The sequence below is a fragment of the Candidatus Poribacteria bacterium genome, assembly GCA_016866785.1.
GTDB lineage: Bacteria > Poribacteria > WGA-4E.
The window spans coordinates 1-15,217 of the sequence record VGLH01000098.1 but is presented as its reverse complement, the minus strand read 5'-3'; the positions used below and the strand labels follow the sequence as shown (position 1 = coordinate 15,217).

General features: G+C 61.6%; 16 protein-coding genes. 2 read left to right on the top strand and 14 right to left on the bottom strand.

The window, feature by feature from the left end:
• Nucleotides 1-274: 274 nt before the first annotated feature.
• Nucleotides 275-682 (top strand): hypothetical protein, encoded by a 408-nt coding sequence (locus tag FJZ36_13600; GenBank protein MBM3215941.1) that lies wholly within the window; start codon nucleotides 275-277, stop codon nucleotides 680-682.
• Between the two features lie 246 nt (nucleotides 683-928).
• Here the strand turns inward: FJZ36_13600 and FJZ36_13595 are convergent, their stop codons facing one another.
• From FJZ36_13595 to cmr1, 14 genes are all read right to left on the bottom strand, one after another.
• Complete coding sequence (locus FJZ36_13595) at nucleotides 929-1,159, bottom strand: hypothetical protein (GenBank protein MBM3215940.1); 231 nt, start codon at nucleotides 1,157-1,159, stop codon at nucleotides 929-931.
• A 35-nt stretch (nucleotides 1,160-1,194) separates the two neighbouring features.
• Nucleotides 1,195-1,524, bottom strand: coding sequence for a DUF1874 domain-containing protein (locus FJZ36_13590; protein ID MBM3215939.1), 330 nt, complete (start codon nucleotides 1,522-1,524; stop codon nucleotides 1,195-1,197).
• A 2-nt stretch (nucleotides 1,525-1,526) separates the two neighbouring features.
• Nucleotides 1,527-2,795, bottom strand: coding sequence for a hypothetical protein (locus FJZ36_13585; GenBank protein MBM3215938.1), 1,269 nt, complete (start codon nucleotides 2,793-2,795; stop codon nucleotides 1,527-1,529).
• Nucleotides 2,792-3,910, bottom strand: a complete 1,119-nt coding sequence (locus tag FJZ36_13580) for a hypothetical protein (GenBank protein ID MBM3215937.1) — start codon at nucleotides 3,908-3,910, stop codon at nucleotides 2,792-2,794. Before FJZ36_13580 ends, FJZ36_13585 begins: the two co-directional genes overlap by 4 nt.
• Before the next feature lie 40 nt (nucleotides 3,911-3,950).
• Entirely contained in the window at nucleotides 3,951-4,556 is a 606-nt protein-coding gene (locus FJZ36_13575) for a hypothetical protein (GenBank protein ID MBM3215936.1), read from the bottom strand.
• A gap of 151 nt (nucleotides 4,557-4,707) precedes the next feature.
• Nucleotides 4,708-5,715, bottom strand: coding sequence for a hypothetical protein (locus FJZ36_13570; protein ID MBM3215935.1), 1,008 nt, complete (start codon nucleotides 5,713-5,715; stop codon nucleotides 4,708-4,710).
• A 22-nt stretch (nucleotides 5,716-5,737) separates the two neighbouring features.
• Nucleotides 5,738-6,802 (bottom strand): hypothetical protein, encoded by a 1,065-nt coding sequence (locus FJZ36_13565; protein ID MBM3215934.1) that lies wholly within the window; start codon nucleotides 6,800-6,802, stop codon nucleotides 5,738-5,740.
• A gap of 90 nt (nucleotides 6,803-6,892) precedes the next feature.
• Nucleotides 6,893-8,041: a putative CRISPR-associated protein gene (locus FJZ36_13560; protein ID MBM3215933.1), complete on the bottom strand. Its 1,149-nt coding sequence runs from the start codon at nucleotides 8,039-8,041 to the stop codon at nucleotides 6,893-6,895.
• A gap of 3 nt (nucleotides 8,042-8,044) precedes the next feature.
• Nucleotides 8,045-9,106 carry a type III-B CRISPR module RAMP protein Cmr6 gene (gene cmr6 / locus FJZ36_13555; GenBank protein MBM3215932.1) on the bottom strand — a complete coding sequence of 354 codons (1,062 nt, stop codon included), beginning with the start codon at nucleotides 9,104-9,106 and terminating at the stop codon, nucleotides 8,045-8,047.
• A 1-nt stretch (nucleotide 9,107) separates the two neighbouring features.
• On the bottom strand, nucleotides 9,108-9,476 hold the full coding sequence (gene cmr5 / locus FJZ36_13550) for a type III-B CRISPR module-associated protein Cmr5 (protein MBM3215931.1): 369 nt from the start codon (nucleotides 9,474-9,476) through the stop codon (nucleotides 9,108-9,110).
• Between the two features lie 6 nt (nucleotides 9,477-9,482).
• On the bottom strand, nucleotides 9,483-10,406 hold the full coding sequence (gene cmr4 / locus FJZ36_13545; protein MBM3215930.1) for a type III-B CRISPR module RAMP protein Cmr4: 924 nt from the start codon (nucleotides 10,404-10,406) through the stop codon (nucleotides 9,483-9,485).
• 19 nt (nucleotides 10,407-10,425) lie between these two features.
• Nucleotides 10,426-11,592 carry a CRISPR-associated protein Cmr3 gene (locus tag FJZ36_13540; protein MBM3215929.1) on the bottom strand — a complete coding sequence of 389 codons (1,167 nt, stop codon included), beginning with the start codon at nucleotides 11,590-11,592 and terminating at the stop codon, nucleotides 10,426-10,428.
• Nucleotides 11,589-13,379: a type III-B CRISPR-associated protein Cas10/Cmr2 gene (cas10, locus tag FJZ36_13535; GenBank protein ID MBM3215928.1), complete on the bottom strand. Its 1,791-nt coding sequence runs from the start codon at nucleotides 13,377-13,379 to the stop codon at nucleotides 11,589-11,591. Before cas10 ends, FJZ36_13540 begins: the two co-directional genes overlap by 4 nt.
• Nucleotides 13,376-14,674, bottom strand: a complete 1,299-nt coding sequence (gene cmr1, locus FJZ36_13530) for a type III-B CRISPR module RAMP protein Cmr1 (protein MBM3215927.1) — start codon at nucleotides 14,672-14,674, stop codon at nucleotides 13,376-13,378. The genes cas10 and cmr1 overlap by 4 nt, the downstream gene beginning before the upstream one ends.
• 223 nt (nucleotides 14,675-14,897) lie before the next feature.
• Here cmr1 and FJZ36_13525 point away from each other — a divergent pair.
• Nucleotides 14,898-15,217: IS66 family transposase (locus tag FJZ36_13525; protein ID MBM3215926.1), on the top strand; the 320-nt coding region annotated here is incomplete at its 3' end.

The window sequence follows — 15,217 nt, the reverse complement described above, 5'->3', positions numbered from 1 at the left end:
TACTTTCCTTGTTCCTGAAGACAGGATTCGCTCCCCCTCTTAAACCGGCTATGGAGGAGTCCAGAAAACGAATCCATCGCGATGCCCATCCCTCGAATGAAGGTCGGGTCGAAATGGATGCAGTTACGAAAGCGCTTCGCCAGTTCAGCGACGCGGTAGCAACCGTGAGAACAGGCGACCTCTTACTGGGAAACGAACGTCACGGGAGCGCAGCGCACACTCTTTCCGAGGCACTCGCTGCCGCGCGTGATGTGGTGCGACAGCAACTACCCCGATGGCGGACGTGCTGGCAAAGATAGATGACATAGCAGAGCCACTTCTGATCGCTGGAGACCGATTGAACACTCTCGAAGGACACAAAGCCATCGCGGCGCTCGCTGAGCAGTATTGCCAATGGGGGCGGTACGCCGAAGCGGCGATCACGCTCCGCGAGGGTTGGGTCACACGAAGTGCGCCGGATACTGCGGCGTGTCCTGGTCGAAGTCCATTCGACGACGATCTTCGCCGGCAGGTGGACAAAGAGTGGAGTCAGAATCAGTCCGGTGTTGAGGCGAAAATCGCCTCCTTGCGCAACGATATTGAGCATGGCGGGTATAAACGAAAGCCGTACGCCCCGGCCGACTTGATGGACGGCCTAGAGAAACGAATCAAGGAATTTAGGGATGCCTCAAGAACGAAATGACGACTTCATGCGATGCGGACTCAATCAACTCCTCTCGCTTGCGCGGCGACCTCGGATTCGAGACGCCGATTCCCTGGTCGGCGGCGGGAGTCATCCTACGCAGCGCGTGGTGCCATCGCGTCAAGTCCTACCACTAGTTGCGATCGTACCTGTTCGTCGGAGATCGGCACCGAACACGAAAACGCCCGACGGTTTCTCGGTCTTCCGTCGGGCGTCGTGTGTCGCGCGTTCATCCGGAACGCGCCGTCAAACGAACACGCGAACGCGTCCCGAAACGTAACCGTCGTAAACCGACTTGCCTCTGACGTAGATCACGGCATCGCCGGGCGTGACATCGCGTAATTCCGCGATGCCGTCCGCGTCGGTTCGCGCTTTAAGCCATCCGCGCAACCATCCTGAAAACACGATGGTCACTTCGACGCCTGGGCAATCGTCACCGGTACGCTCGTTGATGACGAGGACGTAGACGTTCGCCATCAATCATACCTCTATCGCAGGCGCGTTCCGGATGGTCAACTGTCGAGCACTTCGACGCGCACGTAAGAAACGGGTGTTCGCGCAAGTTCTTCTTCCGATGGCAGAATGCCTTCCGCGCCTCGCGGTAGGCGCAGTTGCGCGATGATCGCCGTTTCGCCTGGAGTGAGAGCGATCTCGACGCGACGGGCTTCGATACCGAGGTTCAATCGTTTCGACAGGAGTCGAGCGGTGAGTTCGTGACCGATGGCGCTCTCGAATCCGTCGGCAAGATGCGAGCGCGCGTCTTCCTCGGAAATGGGTATGAACCGGATGGTTCCGCGACAATCAGGCAGCATCTGGATCGAGAAGGCGTTCAGGAGCCACATCGTCAGTTCCCTAACAAATCGCGCAGGTCGGCAAAGCGAATCGTGTTTCCGACGTCATCCGAGTTTCGGGACCACGCGACGATGCCCGCGTTTCCCTGCCCGCGACGCGTTGCCATGAGTCGAATCTTGTTCGTCAAGGCGTTCGACCAGAAAGCCGCATACCACGCGGCGATCCGACCGTCGAGGACGACGGGTTGGTCGCCGATGATACCTCTCGATATCATATCTCCAACGAGCCGCGTCAGCGGTTTTAGGAGGCGTTTGTCTACGTCGCCGACACTGAACTTGTGCTGTAATCGCGCGAACGCGACTCCGTTTTCCGATACCGTTTGAGTCCATTTCATCCGACAGACGTCCTTCTCCCACGACGGCAGGCTTCGCCGAACCACGTCCTTCCATTCGCGGGCGTACGCCTTCGTCAACAGGTCTTCGAGCGAACCGACGCTCTCGACCGTGACGCCCGGGAACTCCCGCGCGTGGCGGCAGCCGTCGGGAATCAGGAACCGCGTCGCTTCCGGGTGTTCGACCCGGATCGTCGCTATCTTGTCGTCCACGCCCTCGACGGCGGCGACGGAACCGTCGTCGTTGACAACTCCGGTGCTGGCGACCTCCAGCGGCACGGGAACCTTCGTGATTGCCGAGAACGCCGCCAACGCAAGCGGGAGTCCGAGCGACCCGCCGCTGAAGTCGAAGTCCTCCGGCTGTTTCCATCCCGCGATGTCCTCGACGCGCAGGCGGTATCGTGAGGCGGGGTCCGCGTCGGGGACGAATCCGGCGTAGAACTTGCCGCTGTCCGCGTCGTGCCACGCGGTCGCGTCGTGCCACGCGGTCGCGTCGCGATGGCTGCCGAGCAACCGCACGACCGCCTCGACGGAACGCTTGAAGACGGGCTCGTATTGGTCCCACCCGTGCGGCATCGCGGGCGACTCGCCTCGTACCGTGATTTGGATCCGCCGTGATGTTCCGTTGTTCTCGTCGCGTCCCAGATTGACGGCGAACATCGCCCACGCAGCGCCGGTTTCGGCTCGCGTCGCCGCGTGCGCGGTGTTCGTGACGCCCTCAAGCGGCGTCGGAAGCGTTGCGCCCGGCGGAAGCGCGTCGCTCAGGTTCTCCGGCAACGCCGCTCCGTGGGCTTCGACAAAGGCGAGCAGTTCGCCCCTCCATCGCGTAATGCGTTCTTTTCGCTCCGCGGCGTTCCACTCGTCAACGAGTCTCCGAAAGCAGAACCGCAGGTTTCCGGCTGTCCAGTCCGGTGATTGTTTGACGTTCATAACACCGCTCCTTCCTCCACCGTCTCGATGACGAAGCGGAGTATGAACGACGCCTCGGGAACGGCGACCTCGACGTCGACGATGGAGCCCGTGTCTTCGGGATAGAAGATCGGCAGCAGACCCGTCCACTCGCCGCCGAGACCGAGCGCGTCCAGGTTCGTCGGCATGGGGCGTTCCAACCCGTCGACCTGCACGTTTTTCACCGGGTCGGAGATCGTCCGTCCGTCGGTTGCGATGTTCAGAAAGACGCCGTCGTCTGTCGAGAGGCAGCGGGCGTAGACGCCGGCGTCCGGGTTCTCATAGACCTCGACGCCTTCTTTGTTCCGCATGCGCTCGGCGGCGTCTCGCAGAACCTTGCCGTACTCCGAACCGCTCGCCGCTTGGACGTTCAGCGGCAGGCGAAACGGCGATGCGAGCGCAGCGGTCGCGTCCTCGATTGCTTTCCGGGCGCGATCTTCAATTCCCTTCATCCAGTCCGTCGCGATCTTCCCAATCGCTTCCGAACGCGCGGCGGCGTTCTTCATCGCGATTCGGATGGCTCCGCTCCGGCGGGCGTCTTCCGCCGCGTACCAGTCGGAGAAGGCAGACACGGCGTCCGCCAGCGGGCGGATTCGTCCGAGCTCGCGTTCGCGGAAGGCGATTCGCGGGTCGCCGTCGTAGGACGCGGCGGGCAAGTCCATTCCGTCGAGGAGAGCATTCGCCCACTCGTCCTTCTCGCGGTAGAAAAGCCCTCGCGCGGCGTCGTAGAGAAAGCAGAGGTCGTCGAACGCCTCTTCGTCCAGTTCGCCCGCTTTGCGTTCGAGTTGCGCGGACATGACCCACATCGGCAGTCCAGTTTCCACGATACACGCGCTACCGAGCGGAGAGCCGCACTGGTCCACGCGCAGGTCATACCGCCCCTGCATGTCGACGGCGAACGATACCGGCAACGCATCGTGGAGCGCGGCTTCGGCAGGAACCCAGCCCCCAAGAGTGTCAAATCCGACGTTCGTTCGGACGATCACGACGGCGACCGGTTCGGGAGTTTCGTAGCGTTTCTCGTCCCATGGCGCGACGAAGTAGGTTCGGATGAACCAGATGTCGCCAGGTCGGGGGGATTGTCGGTTCGTATTCATGTCGTACTCCTTGCAACAGACGCGAAGCCCGGACGGCGTATCAATCGTGGGCGTTCATCCCAATCCGTCGAAGCGATCCCTGCGCGTCCTTGACGTATTGCTGGATGCGCGACCTTCGCAACGGCACGTGCGATTCGATCTGAACCAGAGTCAAACCGTCTATGAAGTAGAGCGTTGCGATGGTGCGTTTCGGTTCTCGCATCGCTTCGATGGTCTGTATACCGAAACGAATGAACTCGGCGCGCTCGAGCGAAATCACGACGGAGTCGTCTGGGTCAGCGGGTGGCGGCACGCCGTGTGGTCGTCTGTAACCTTCGACGAGAACCTCGTTCGGAGCGTTGCGCTTTAGTTTGGCGATGGCTTTGACGTTCGACGCGAGTTTCGAACCCGGCTTGAGGGCGTTGAGAATGGCCGCGCGCGATTCGGTTGGATGAACCCATTCCATATAAAACGACTGGGCGACGTCGTCGGCTCCAGAGGCGTCGTCAAAGCCTCGCAGCGCGCGCAGTTTGTAGAGCGCGATCTGGGCGACGACGCGGCGGAGTCGACAGGTCGTCTCTGCAAACGCAGCGCTCGTTTCGTCGTTCTCGCGGTAGAGCTCGTCGAGTTCCCGGAGCAGCGACACGGCATAGGATAATAGACTCATTTTGATTTAGCTCCTGTTGAGAGCACCGTAGAGTAGCTATGCCGACGTGAGCGCCTGTCCGAGATTCGCGAACGACATCACACCGAAGGCGATCCGCTTCGTCTCATCTACAGTAGGCTATCGAGTCGCGTCGGTTTCCGACCGTTTTTATCTACTCCGTCCACAGCGCAACAAACCCGAGCATCAGCGCGAAACGCTCCGCAGCGAGCGGCGAGAATCCGCGGTCGTCGAGCTCCCGCGCGATGCGCTCGAACGCCGCATTGAGACGGCCATAGGCGTCGACCTGTCTTCGGCGAATGCTGCCGCCAGCGCCCATGTCCCGTAACAGAATCGTCGGACGCCGGATGCGGCGGAGCAAGAGGGCGCGCGCAGCGTCTGGCATCGTCGTCAACAAACGACGAATCGCCTCGAGCGCGAGGTTCACGTCGATTGCGAACGAGCCGGGGTCACTCTCGTAGAGGGCGATGGATCGCGTGAGGAAGTCGCGCGCGCTTGTCACGTTCAGTCGCGCGATGTCCGGGTGAAATACGCCGTAGACGACGCTCCAGTAGGCGTCGAAGTCGCCGTCTCGGAAGTAGTTCGAGTGAACAGCAGTCGCGTCTTCGGATGCGACGTTCACCGACGCCAGCGCGTTCCGTAGGAGCTCGTTCGCATTTGGCTCGGGTCGAGTCCGGCGGGTTTCTCGCTCGACTTTGGTTACCTGCTTCTCGGCTTTGAACGCCGCAAGCTCGTCGCGGAATCGAGACAACGGCGCGTCTTTCAGATTCGCGCAATCGCGTAGTCCTCTATCGTCGTAGCGGGCGCTGTTGGGTCGCGACCAGAACGTCTTGATGAACGCCGTGTTTCGGTTGGTCAGCATCCCGCCTCTTGGCGCGCGCCAGACCTCGACGTTATCGAGTAGGGAAGGTTCCAGAACGACGAGATTGCGGCTCTTTTGCGGCTTGTCGGTGATCATGTAGACAGTGGGCGTTATCGTCCGCGACAGGATGTCGTTGCCGACCGCGACGTAATGAGCATCCCGTCGAAAACTCGCGTCGAGAAGGCTTGGATCGGTCGCGTAGGCGACGCAGCCGAACTCGACACACAGCCTGTCCCACGGCGTCAGCCAACCGGAGTTCGAAAACGCGCGTTCGAGCGTCGTTCGACGGTCGTCGGGCATATTACCGCCTTCCTCGATGCGTTCAGCGAACGAGCGAGTCGTTCGTAGGGAGTCGTTCGGAAACGAGCCGCATCCTGCCCATGCCGCGAATCGCGTCCTTACCGAGGTGAATCTGTTCCACCAACGTTAAGAACAACAGCGATTCAAACGGTGGAGTCGGAACCGACAGGCTTCCGACGACGCCCCGAATCCGACGTTCCGACTGCGACAGCGAAGAAACATCCTCGTCGATCCAGTAACGGTAGCTCCATCGCTCATCGCAGGAATCGGGCAGCTCGAAGCGCGGCGCTTCGACGACGGGACGATCCGCGAAACGCGGGTCCGGGTACCGGCTCAGGAGGTCGAGAACGCGACGCCGCGCCTTCGAGACGAGCGACAATAACGTCGGCTCCTGTTCGGCGACCTTCTGCTCGCCGCGCGACTCGTCGCGCACCGTTCGGCGGAGGAGGAGCGGCGTCAACAGCTCGATGCGGAGATGGGGTTCCTTCGCGAGCGATGCCGCGCGTCCGAAAGCCTCTTCGAGCGTGAACGTGGGCGGGAACGAACCGAAGTCCATGTTCTCGACGCGGCTCAGACGGTTGGGCGGAGCGACGACGATGAGGTTTGTTTCGGAGCCCGCCGCGTCGAGGTGGGCGACGCGCACGATTCGGAACGGGACGCGCGATTCCGTCGCGTAGCGATACCTGCCGAGTCCGGTTTCCTGTAGACGCCAAAGCGCGCCGAGCGCCCGTTGCGCGTGTCGCGCGGCGTCGCCGATGAAGAGCAGGTCGAAAGCGACGTGCCGGGCGTAGGCGATGACGATGTGATGCGCGAGGTCGTGAACGCTGAAGGGACCTGCGTCGGGCGGGAAGGATTTGGTGAACGCCGCCATATCTTGAACGCCGTCGGACGGGGTAGTCTCGAAGAGGATCGGATGCGCGTCGCCTGTTTTGAAGAGCGCGCCTTTGAGTTCGGGGTCGGACTCGACGGCGGCTCCGAACGCGCCCGCGACCACCCACGCGACGAGCGGCGACCAGGGAGTCGGCTCCGCGAGTTCGACCTCGACGCGGAAGCGCGTGACGGTGAGTTGTTCGAGGTTGGGGGTCATGCGGAAATCAACTCCAGGCGGCTACCGTTGCATCGGCCGGGCGCTTCGGGTCGCGTCGTAGTTCATCGAGCCGATCCCCACGACGAATCATCACGCTTGGTCGCTCAACCATTGGTTGAGAAAGGCGACGACTGCCGCGCTTTGTCCTGGTGTCTTCGCCGTGGTTTCAACGCGGAATTTGACCGTGTAGGTTCCGTTAGAGAATATGCCCTCGATACCGCCGCTTCCTAGCCGAAATCGCGCTCGACTCGGCAAATCTGGATTGTAGTAGAAAGTTGAACACTGGACGACTTGTGGCACTTCGTTCGTGACTCGACTCATGAACTCTTCGACTTCCGGATGCACTCCTCGCCATCCGGCTCTTTCGATGCGTGGGTCGAATTTCGTCAACGCGGTCGGGGGGAGCACCTCGTCTCGTGCCGTGCGGAATCGCTCGCGGAACGTCTCATGAAATATCTGGCCGGTGGGCGAGAGTTCGAGATATGCGACGCCGTCAATGGATACTCGCTCGACGAGGCTTTCATAGCGTTCGTCCCATTCGTCGGCATATTCGCGTTCCGGAACCGGGTCGAGAGTCCGGGATAAATCGTAGAGCATTCCGCTCGCGCGCATCCAGAGTTCGAAGTCAAGCGCCACGGGCATCGGCGGGAACGCGATGATCTCCGGGAACCGTTCGTGCTTGTAATAGACGGGAACACCGATCGCCTGACCGAGTAACACGCCAATCGCAATCTGCGCTTTGTATCCGCCCGTCGCGTTAATCGCGCACGCATGAGGAGAATAGTCGCGGATCAATGCGCAGACCTCGCGGGCGAGATTTCGCAATCCTTTCGTGCGGAATCGTTTGGGGTCTTCGTCCTGAAGGTCTTTGACGGATATGGTCTTGACGGTCGTATGCCCCTTGATCTCGTAGTAGGCTCTGAGGATGGTTGCCACGTCGTTTCCTGCCTCGGTTTCTGAGTGCAGGAAGAAAAGTCCGCAGTTAGGTGCGACATATTGCTTTTCGATCATGCTTGCGACGGAGTTGATCTCGGCGCCGCAAATCTGCTCGTTGGCGTCTATGTGGTCGAGCTCCTGCGCGACGCGGGGCCAATCCTTGGCGACATACGCCTCGGCCAGTTTCTTACGCTCCGGGGGGATCGTTCCGTCCAACAGTTTTGCTCGGAGTCCATTTAGATTCGGTAGGAATAGGCTGACGCCGACAGTACATATCAGATGTTGCGGTCGGCTGGTTCGCATGGCTCAACTCCAACGGTATTGCGGGCGTTTCGGATCGCCGATATGAACCTTCACTTTGACAACGGCTCCGATCTCCGGCAGCGGATTCGGCGGCGTGCCGACGGTCAACGTCCCTTGCGGATAGCCCTCTTCCTGGACGTTGAAACCTCCCTTGGGACGCGCTTCGACAATCTTCACTGTCGCGGCCGTGCCGGAATCGCGTTTCGCTGCGGGTTCCGGGACCAGGTTCTGCGCGCCGGGCGCTGGCTGCGCTGCGATCGGGTCAACGAGCCGCCCGTAGCCGCTACTCGTCTTGCCGCCGACGCCCCAATCTCCTAGAGCGTCTTTGAGGAGCGTCATTGCGAGTTCCGTCCATTTCCGCGATTGATCCGACTCAGGCCCGCTCCACGACACGACGACGTGAAACGTTCCTGTCACAGACAGATACGAGACGGGAATCGGACTGTCGAAGTCGGTCGGCGGCGCGTCGTTGTTCTGCCATGCTCGGTGATGCGGCGTCATCACATCGAGTTTGAGCGCGCCTTTCTCCAACGACTCCGGCGTAATCCAGGCGTCGTGGAAGGTGATGACGCCAACCGCGCTGTCGTTGTCGCCTCCCTTCCCGAACAGGAGTTCATAAAACTGCCCGCACTTGCGGAAGGGCTTGTTCTCGCCGGGCGAGGCATCGCCGCCATGTTTCTCGCCCCACATCTGAGCGCAATAATGTGCGGCGAGCCCCTTCAACGCGGAGCCGGGAAGGATCGGCGTTCCGTAGGTGTGGTGGAGCCGCAGACCCGTTTCGAGGACGTTCTGCGAGCCGAGCCCGACGATGAGTCGGTCCCGGTCCCGCGTCTTGAGGTCGGCGGAAATGTTCCGTTCGTCGCCGTCGAAGGAGTCTTTCCAGCGGTCGAAGGCGAGCGCGTAGAGCTCGCGCACGGGCTGGTTCTTCACGCAGCGTATCGCGTCATCGAGCAGAGCACGTTTCTCGGGTGCGTTGTTGGGAGTCGCTTCCTTCGCATAGCGCTGCAGGATCAGTCCGGCGTGCTCCCCGAAGCCGCGGTTGACGCCGCTGAGCGCGTGTCGCATGTCAATCCTCCTTCAGGGCTTCGGCGTACCGCTTGATCCAATTCGCCGATTGTAGGGCGGTACGACTCAGCCGCAGATACCCGGATACTGGTTCGTTGCGCGACGCGTGGTCGAGTCCGTCAACGGTTGCTACGTCGTCGTTGCCAGCGGCGCCCAGGACTTCAGCGAGATCCTTCATGTAGCGCTCGTAGTCGTTCTGCTTCGCACGCGCGAACGCGACCGCCTGCGCCAGTCCGCATGCGTGCACGAGCGTCGGGAAGCCGCGCGATACGGTCAGATACTTGTCGCGTTCCTTACCGTGCAGTTCATCAAAGGTTTGGGCGACAGCGGTATACGCCGCCTGAGCCATCTTCTGACTGTTCGTCCTCATGATGAGTTATCCCTTCACCGATGCGAAGACGCATCGAACGCGACCCCGCCCGACCGTCGCCTTGCCGCCGATCTGTAGGTTCATCGTCTCGGACGCGAATCGGTTCAACACGTCGTCTTGGTCGTCTTGATTGATTGCCGTGCCGCCGCGGGCGTAGACCCGGTCGCACGCGACGAACCCGGCGAGGATCGTCTCGACCGGAAGCGACTCTTCGTTCCAGAGTTGTCCCGTCGCGACCGTCTTGGAGTCATCGTCAATGCGCACGCGGGCGGTCACTTCGGTTCCCGTCTCGGTCAGATAGTCGAACACGCTGTCCGGCAGAACCGCGAACCGCTTCATAAAGGCGGTTCGCCAGTCCTTATTTGCGTCGCCGGGGAAGACCCATTTGGCGATTTGGTTCGCCCAATCGCCCGCTTCGTCGTTCGATTGAGCGGTGAAGTCGAGGTCTTCGAGGTAGATGCGATGCTCGTCGACGAGCGCCGATGCCGCTTGTGATGGGTGGAGGACGGTGGTTTCGACGTCGAGGGCCGGGATCAGCGGCAGGTTGCCGACGCCGGCGAGCGCCAAGTCACGGTGGAGCATCCGCAACGCCATCGGCGACGCGCACCACGCGAAGGTTCCCCGGAAACTCCGCACCGGCAGGCAGACAAGCCGCGCGTCCGTCGGGATCAGCGAGCCGGCGTTCGAGGAATCGTCACCGCCTTTGCCGAACGCGGCGCGCAACCATCGCGCGCCTTCGTCGTCACCGTCGCGCTTCTTGTCGGTCGCGCCGTAATAGTCCGCCCAGACCCCCTTGATGGCGGAGCCCGGAATGAGGGGCCAATTCGTCACCTTGTCGCGCTGTACGGGCAGGTCAATGTAGCCGATGCCGCGTCCCGTGCCAACGTGCGTCGGCGAAAGCGTGTGAAGCCAGTAGAGTTTCGTTGCCATGTTCGATTCTCCTCTTGTGTTACGCGACGCCCCAAAGGGCGAGTCCGAAACCGTTTCGCCGATCCTGTTCGTCGTCGCTGACCGGCTCTAACCATCGCTCCGCCAAGCCGGAAGCGTCTCCCGCGACGACATCGAAGAAGTAGACGCCCCCCGCAGGAACCATCCGCTTCACCGGTTTGGGCCCGCGCGGCTCCGCGAGCGACCAGCCGGAGACAGCGCGCCACCGCTCAATACAGACGCCTTTCAGCTGAAGCGTCATCGACGCGCCGGGCGGCGTTCCACGAAGTTCGGCATCAAGCCACCCGGGTTTCCATCCGCCGCAGAATATCGCGGGCGTCGCCAAGACCATTCGGAGGCGCGTCGGTTTTTTGCTCAGGGTGTCGGCGACGGCTGGAGGACACTTCCATTTCGACGCCATCTCGGCGACGCTTCGCCAGTGAACCAACCGCCGTTCTCCGCCGAGCGGGTGAACGCCGTTGAGCGGTTCGACCTTCTCGCCGCACCAGCCATCCGCCACGACGCGCGCCGTCAGGCGGATTTCCGCGAACCGACGCGAAAACAGGTCGTCGGGTTTCGCGCCGTATCGCGGGAGGTGGGTCGCCGCCAACGCCGCGGTCGTGAACAACTCGCCCTCTGCGGCGGCTCCTGCGGCCGGGTCGAGCGAGACATGCGTGCGCTCGTCTAGGCACGGAGCTTGAAGAAACGTCTCGTCGAACGCGAAGTCCTTTTCATCGGTAACGAGCCACTTCGCGTAGTGGTCGTCGCGCCACCAATCGGGCTTCGGACCCGGTTTGAAGTCCTCGCCCTTCAGAGTTACGGGAGCGAGTCCGCCGGGCAGATCGCAACCTTCGCCGTCGCGGATCGCTTCAAGTTTCCCTTGATGAATAGCCGGTTTGGCTCCATCATCGGGCTTTTCGACGACGCAGTCGTTCGGCGCAGGGTAGTAGAGTCGCCCGTCGGCGACAGGAAAGACTCCAGCGACGGACATCTGCAGCAGATCTTTCGCCGTCGCATCCGAGAAGTCGCGCCCTGCGGCTTTGCCGATCATCGTCCGAAGCGACCCGGCGACGACCGAAGGCAAGAGCCAACCGACGGACTTCATTCGGTTGCCCTGCCCGACGCCGAAGGGTCGCCCGTCGCGCGAGACAATCGGATCGCGGCAGGTGAGTTCGAGGAATGTGGTCATTCGTCGTCTCCTTGCGCAGTTTCGTGCCTTATCTGACGGAGCGCGGTTTCCATCTGCCGGGCGACAAGGAGCTCGTTAGCGAACCGCTTGAGTGTCGCCGCGTTCTTCACGCGCGCTCGGATCATGTCCCCGATGTTGCCCATCGCGCCTTCCGATGGGGGCTGTTTCTTGCCGACAACGCGAAGCGCATCCTTCTGGATCGCGTTCTCGAGGGCGTTGCCATCGTCCCATCGCTCGTACGCGTCCGCGATTCCGCGCAGCTCATTGGCGAGACGGGTCGGGAGCTTCCCGTCCGCGAGCCATTCCGCCATTGTGGCGAGTCGTTCGTCGAGATCGTCCGACCAGTTCGCGCGGACGGTGATGGGACTGCCGCCGCGCTTCAGCAGGTGGACGGCGAGTCCGTTTCGCTTCTCTTGTTTGGTTCCATCGGGTTTCCGGTCGTCGTCTTGCGGATTCTTGGCGTGCTTCTCCGCCTCGCGTCCGAAGTTGAGCAGGTCTTCGAGATTGTCCAAGAAGTGCGCGATAGCGACACCGACGGAAAGCGTCAGTTCTTGCTTCGTCTCTTTGGACTGCTCTTTGAGCAGTTCGCCGAACGTGTCGTGAAGCTTTCGCGCGCACGATAGGCATTGATCTACGGGCAGAAACGCAAGAACATCGTCGCCGCCGGCGTAGACGAGCACGCCGCGGTGTTCGCGGACAATGGCTTTCGCGCTCTCGGCGAACGTCGACAGCGCCTTCGAGAAAGCCTGATGCTCGCCGATGTCCTTCAGCTCGCTGATCGCCGGGCCCATCCGGTCGCCGTCGGCAACGAGGACGGAGAGGTAGGGGTTCGGTTCTTTGTGCTTATCGGTCAGCGCTTTCAAGGCGTCGGCGAGCGGCTTGATGTCGACTCCTGTCTCTTCTTCGAGCTCTTTGTACCGATTGCGATAGACTGCCGTTCCTTCATATGGGAACCGTTCATATCGGGGATATATCTCCGTGTCGAGACGATGAAGCGCATTCCCGCCGAACGAAGCGCAGACTTCCTTGAATGGTTCAAGGTCGTCATCTTTGACGCCGCGCAGCCACGGATCGGCGGCGACCCGCGATACGGACGGATAGGGACGATCCCCTCCCGCCGCGCGCTTGACGACGCCGACGACGTCGAGTTGTTCGCCGTCGCGCACTCGCAACGAGCGTTTCGTCTTTGCTGACCAGTCGTCACGGCGCTCAACGAGCACGGACTCGCGCAACCCGTCCAACGACGATTTGGGCACCTTCGCGCGTCCCTTCGCCGGACAGAAGTCGCGGCAGTTCTTGCGTCCCGCGAGCAGCTGCGTCACGCGTTTTCGCGCGAGTGGATAGTTCGCGCCGTTGAACGGAACCCACGCCGCGTAGAACTCGACGACGTCGTTCACCTGGTCCTTCCAGATTTCCTCGCGGATCGCTCGTGTGATCTTCGGGTCGTCGAACACGTCATCGGCGAACTTGCGCCACCGCGCGCGCGCGGCGTTTTTCGCGTTCTGAACGACAACGCTCGGATCGCGGTCTTTCAGCTCCGCGATGATGATGTTCGCCACGTTCAAGGCGCGCGCGTCGTCGTCCGAGCCGGTTTGCGGCTCAAGCTCGTCGGCGTTATCCGGCGACGGAAAGATAAGTTTTCCGCCGTCAATGCGAACGGATCGAGCGACTGCCTTGCTGATTTCGGAAAGGAGATAGGAGCCGAACCAGAGGTCGCGGGTGCGTCGCGACGCCGCGATGAACTCCTGCACGGGTCCGACGGAGAGCGCGAGGAGATGGGAACTCATAGTTGCACCTCCGTAAAGCCTTTCTTTGACGCATAGGCGCAAAAAGCGTCCAGCGCGGAACCGGTGTTCGGCGCGTCGGCGAGGGGGGAGTCGAACGGAGCGTGCTGATATGCCGTCAGATGAGCGCCTCGGATCGCCGTGTTGGGCGGCAGCGTCAGCGAGTTGTTTCCGCGCTTGAGGTCTACCGCCGTCAGTTGAGGCGTCGCCAAGCGCAGGATCATCGGTATTGCGTTGCCATCCGCGAGGGCAAGCGGCTTGAGTATCAGAGGACTTGCCATCCGTTTAGATCCTTCGGGATACAAATCTGTATCTTCGGGATCGTGACTGCTCTGGTAATGGAACACGATAGGCAGACCCAATTCCGCGCGTGGAAATGCGTTCGGGATGTACTGCCGGGGTTGATGGTTGTTCTCCCACTTGTTGGTGACGCGCCGGATAGTATCCGGTTCGGGCCATCGGGATCGCCCGGGCCTACTCGGCGGGTTCCCGGGATTCCGGGCGAAGTTCACGCCTTGTCGGAAGTCCCGCATCAAGCCGACCGCCCTTGCCCAAGCCGCGAGAGGCTCCGCGTTTGCCGCAATCCGCATGGCAGACAAGAGCGTAGGCCAATCTCGGACGGGCGAAGCGTTCGGAATCCGTTGTTTCACCCAATCGCCTAGACCGTTAGCGTTCGCTGGCGCGAGCTCTTTGCAGAACAGAGCGCCGCATCCGCGCCGTGTCCGAGCGCCCAATCCCCCGAAGTTGACCCATGCCCAGACGGCGGTCTCTACATCCTGCCGGAGGGATTCAGGGAACCGGACACGGAGGACGAACGAAACCTGTCTGATGAAGTCCGCAGGCTGTTTTTCCACGTCCGTTCGTGGACGGTTCAGTTGGCCTTGAAACGGGAATAATGCGTACGGTAACGGCGTGTTCGCGAACGGGGAATTCCACTGTAGTTGCAGCCTGCCATCGTTACGACGCGTATAGGTAGCACATGACGCAGGCGCATCGGTCTGAACGTCAACAACTTCGATCTCCACCGGGCTGGCGCGTTCCGTCGTGCCCCATACCGCCGCGTGACGCTCGAAAAGGGCGTCCTTGTCGGGATAGACTGCGCCGCGCGTCGCCCGCCACCAGAACTGGAGCTGACCGCGAATCGCCGTGCCGCGAATCGGATAGGAGGGGTCTGGCGATCCGGCTTCGACCCCGCCCCCGAACATCGGCGTTATCAGGCGAATGGCGTAATCCTTCGTTACGAGGCGGGCCGCCGTCTCTTTCGGTCGACCCGGGCAATCCGGAACTGCTCTAGGCATCGCCGCTGCTCCTGTAGGTAAAGGTCTGAACGCCGGTCGTGTCGAGAATCGCGAGCGTCACGGACATCGGTTGAATCCGCCTTTCACTAGACAAGGACGACGAAGCGCGCGGTTTTCCTCTTTTTCTGAGATTGATCCGTCGTAACTACTCAGTCTGATTGCGGACATTCCCGACTGCGCCGATAGTATGGACGATGTCGGAATCACTCGGATACGGAAACGCATGACACGCATCCAGACGTTCACGCGCGATCAACTCGAAGCGCCCGACAAAGAGAGCCTCATCGCCATCATCCTGTTGATGCAAGAACGCATCGCGGCGTTGGAGACGGAAGTGCGCTCCTTGCGCGACCAACTCGCCAAGAACAGCGGCAACAGCAACAAACCGCCTTCCAGTGACGGCTACCCCAAGCCGTCTCCCAAGAGCCTGCGCACGAAAGGGCAACGGAAGCCTGGCGGACAGCCCCGACACAAAGGACACACCCTCGAGCAGGTCGCGCAGCCGGATCGCGTCGTGGAGCATCCGATTGAGACGTGTCCTGA

Coding starts and splice junctions, on each gene's coding strand:
- FJZ36_13540 (MBM3215929.1), bottom strand. CDS start 11,592: ATGACCACATTCCTCGAACTCACCTGCCGCGATCCGATTGTCTCGCGC.
- cmr5 (MBM3215931.1), bottom strand. CDS start 9,476: ATGAGGACGAACAGTCAGAAGATGGCTCAGGCGGCGTATACCGCTGTC.
- cmr6 (MBM3215932.1), bottom strand. CDS start 9,106: ATGCGACACGCGCTCAGCGGCGTCAACCGCGGCTTCGGGGAGCACGCC.
- FJZ36_13585 (MBM3215938.1), bottom strand. CDS start 2,795: ATGAACGTCAAACAATCACCGGACTGGACAGCCGGAAACCTGCGGTTC.
- FJZ36_13590 (MBM3215939.1), bottom strand. CDS start 1,524: ATGTGGCTCCTGAACGCCTTCTCGATCCAGATGCTGCCTGATTGTCGC.
- FJZ36_13560 (MBM3215933.1), bottom strand. CDS start 8,041: ATGCGAACCAGCCGACCGCAACATCTGATATGTACTGTCGGCGTCAGC.
- FJZ36_13575 (MBM3215936.1), bottom strand. CDS start 4,556: ATGAGTCTATTATCCTATGCCGTGTCGCTGCTCCGGGAACTCGACGAG.
- FJZ36_13580 (MBM3215937.1), bottom strand. CDS start 3,910: ATGAATACGAACCGACAATCCCCCCGACCTGGCGACATCTGGTTCATC.
- cas10 (MBM3215928.1), bottom strand. CDS start 13,379: ATGAGTTCCCATCTCCTCGCGCTCTCCGTCGGACCCGTGCAGGAGTTC.
- FJZ36_13595 (MBM3215940.1), bottom strand. CDS start 1,159: ATGGCGAACGTCTACGTCCTCGTCATCAACGAGCGTACCGGTGACGAT.
- cmr4 (MBM3215930.1), bottom strand. CDS start 10,406: ATGGCAACGAAACTCTACTGGCTTCACACGCTTTCGCCGACGCACGTT.
- FJZ36_13600 (MBM3215941.1), top strand. CDS start 275: ATGGCGGACGTGCTGGCAAAGATAGATGACATAGCAGAGCCACTTCTG.
- FJZ36_13570 (MBM3215935.1), bottom strand. CDS start 5,715: ATGCCCGACGACCGTCGAACGACGCTCGAACGCGCGTTTTCGAACTCC.
- cmr1 (MBM3215927.1), bottom strand. CDS start 14,674: ATGCCTAGAGCAGTTCCGGATTGCCCGGGTCGACCGAAAGAGACGGCG.
- FJZ36_13565 (MBM3215934.1), bottom strand. CDS start 6,802: ATGACCCCCAACCTCGAACAACTCACCGTCACGCGCTTCCGCGTCGAG.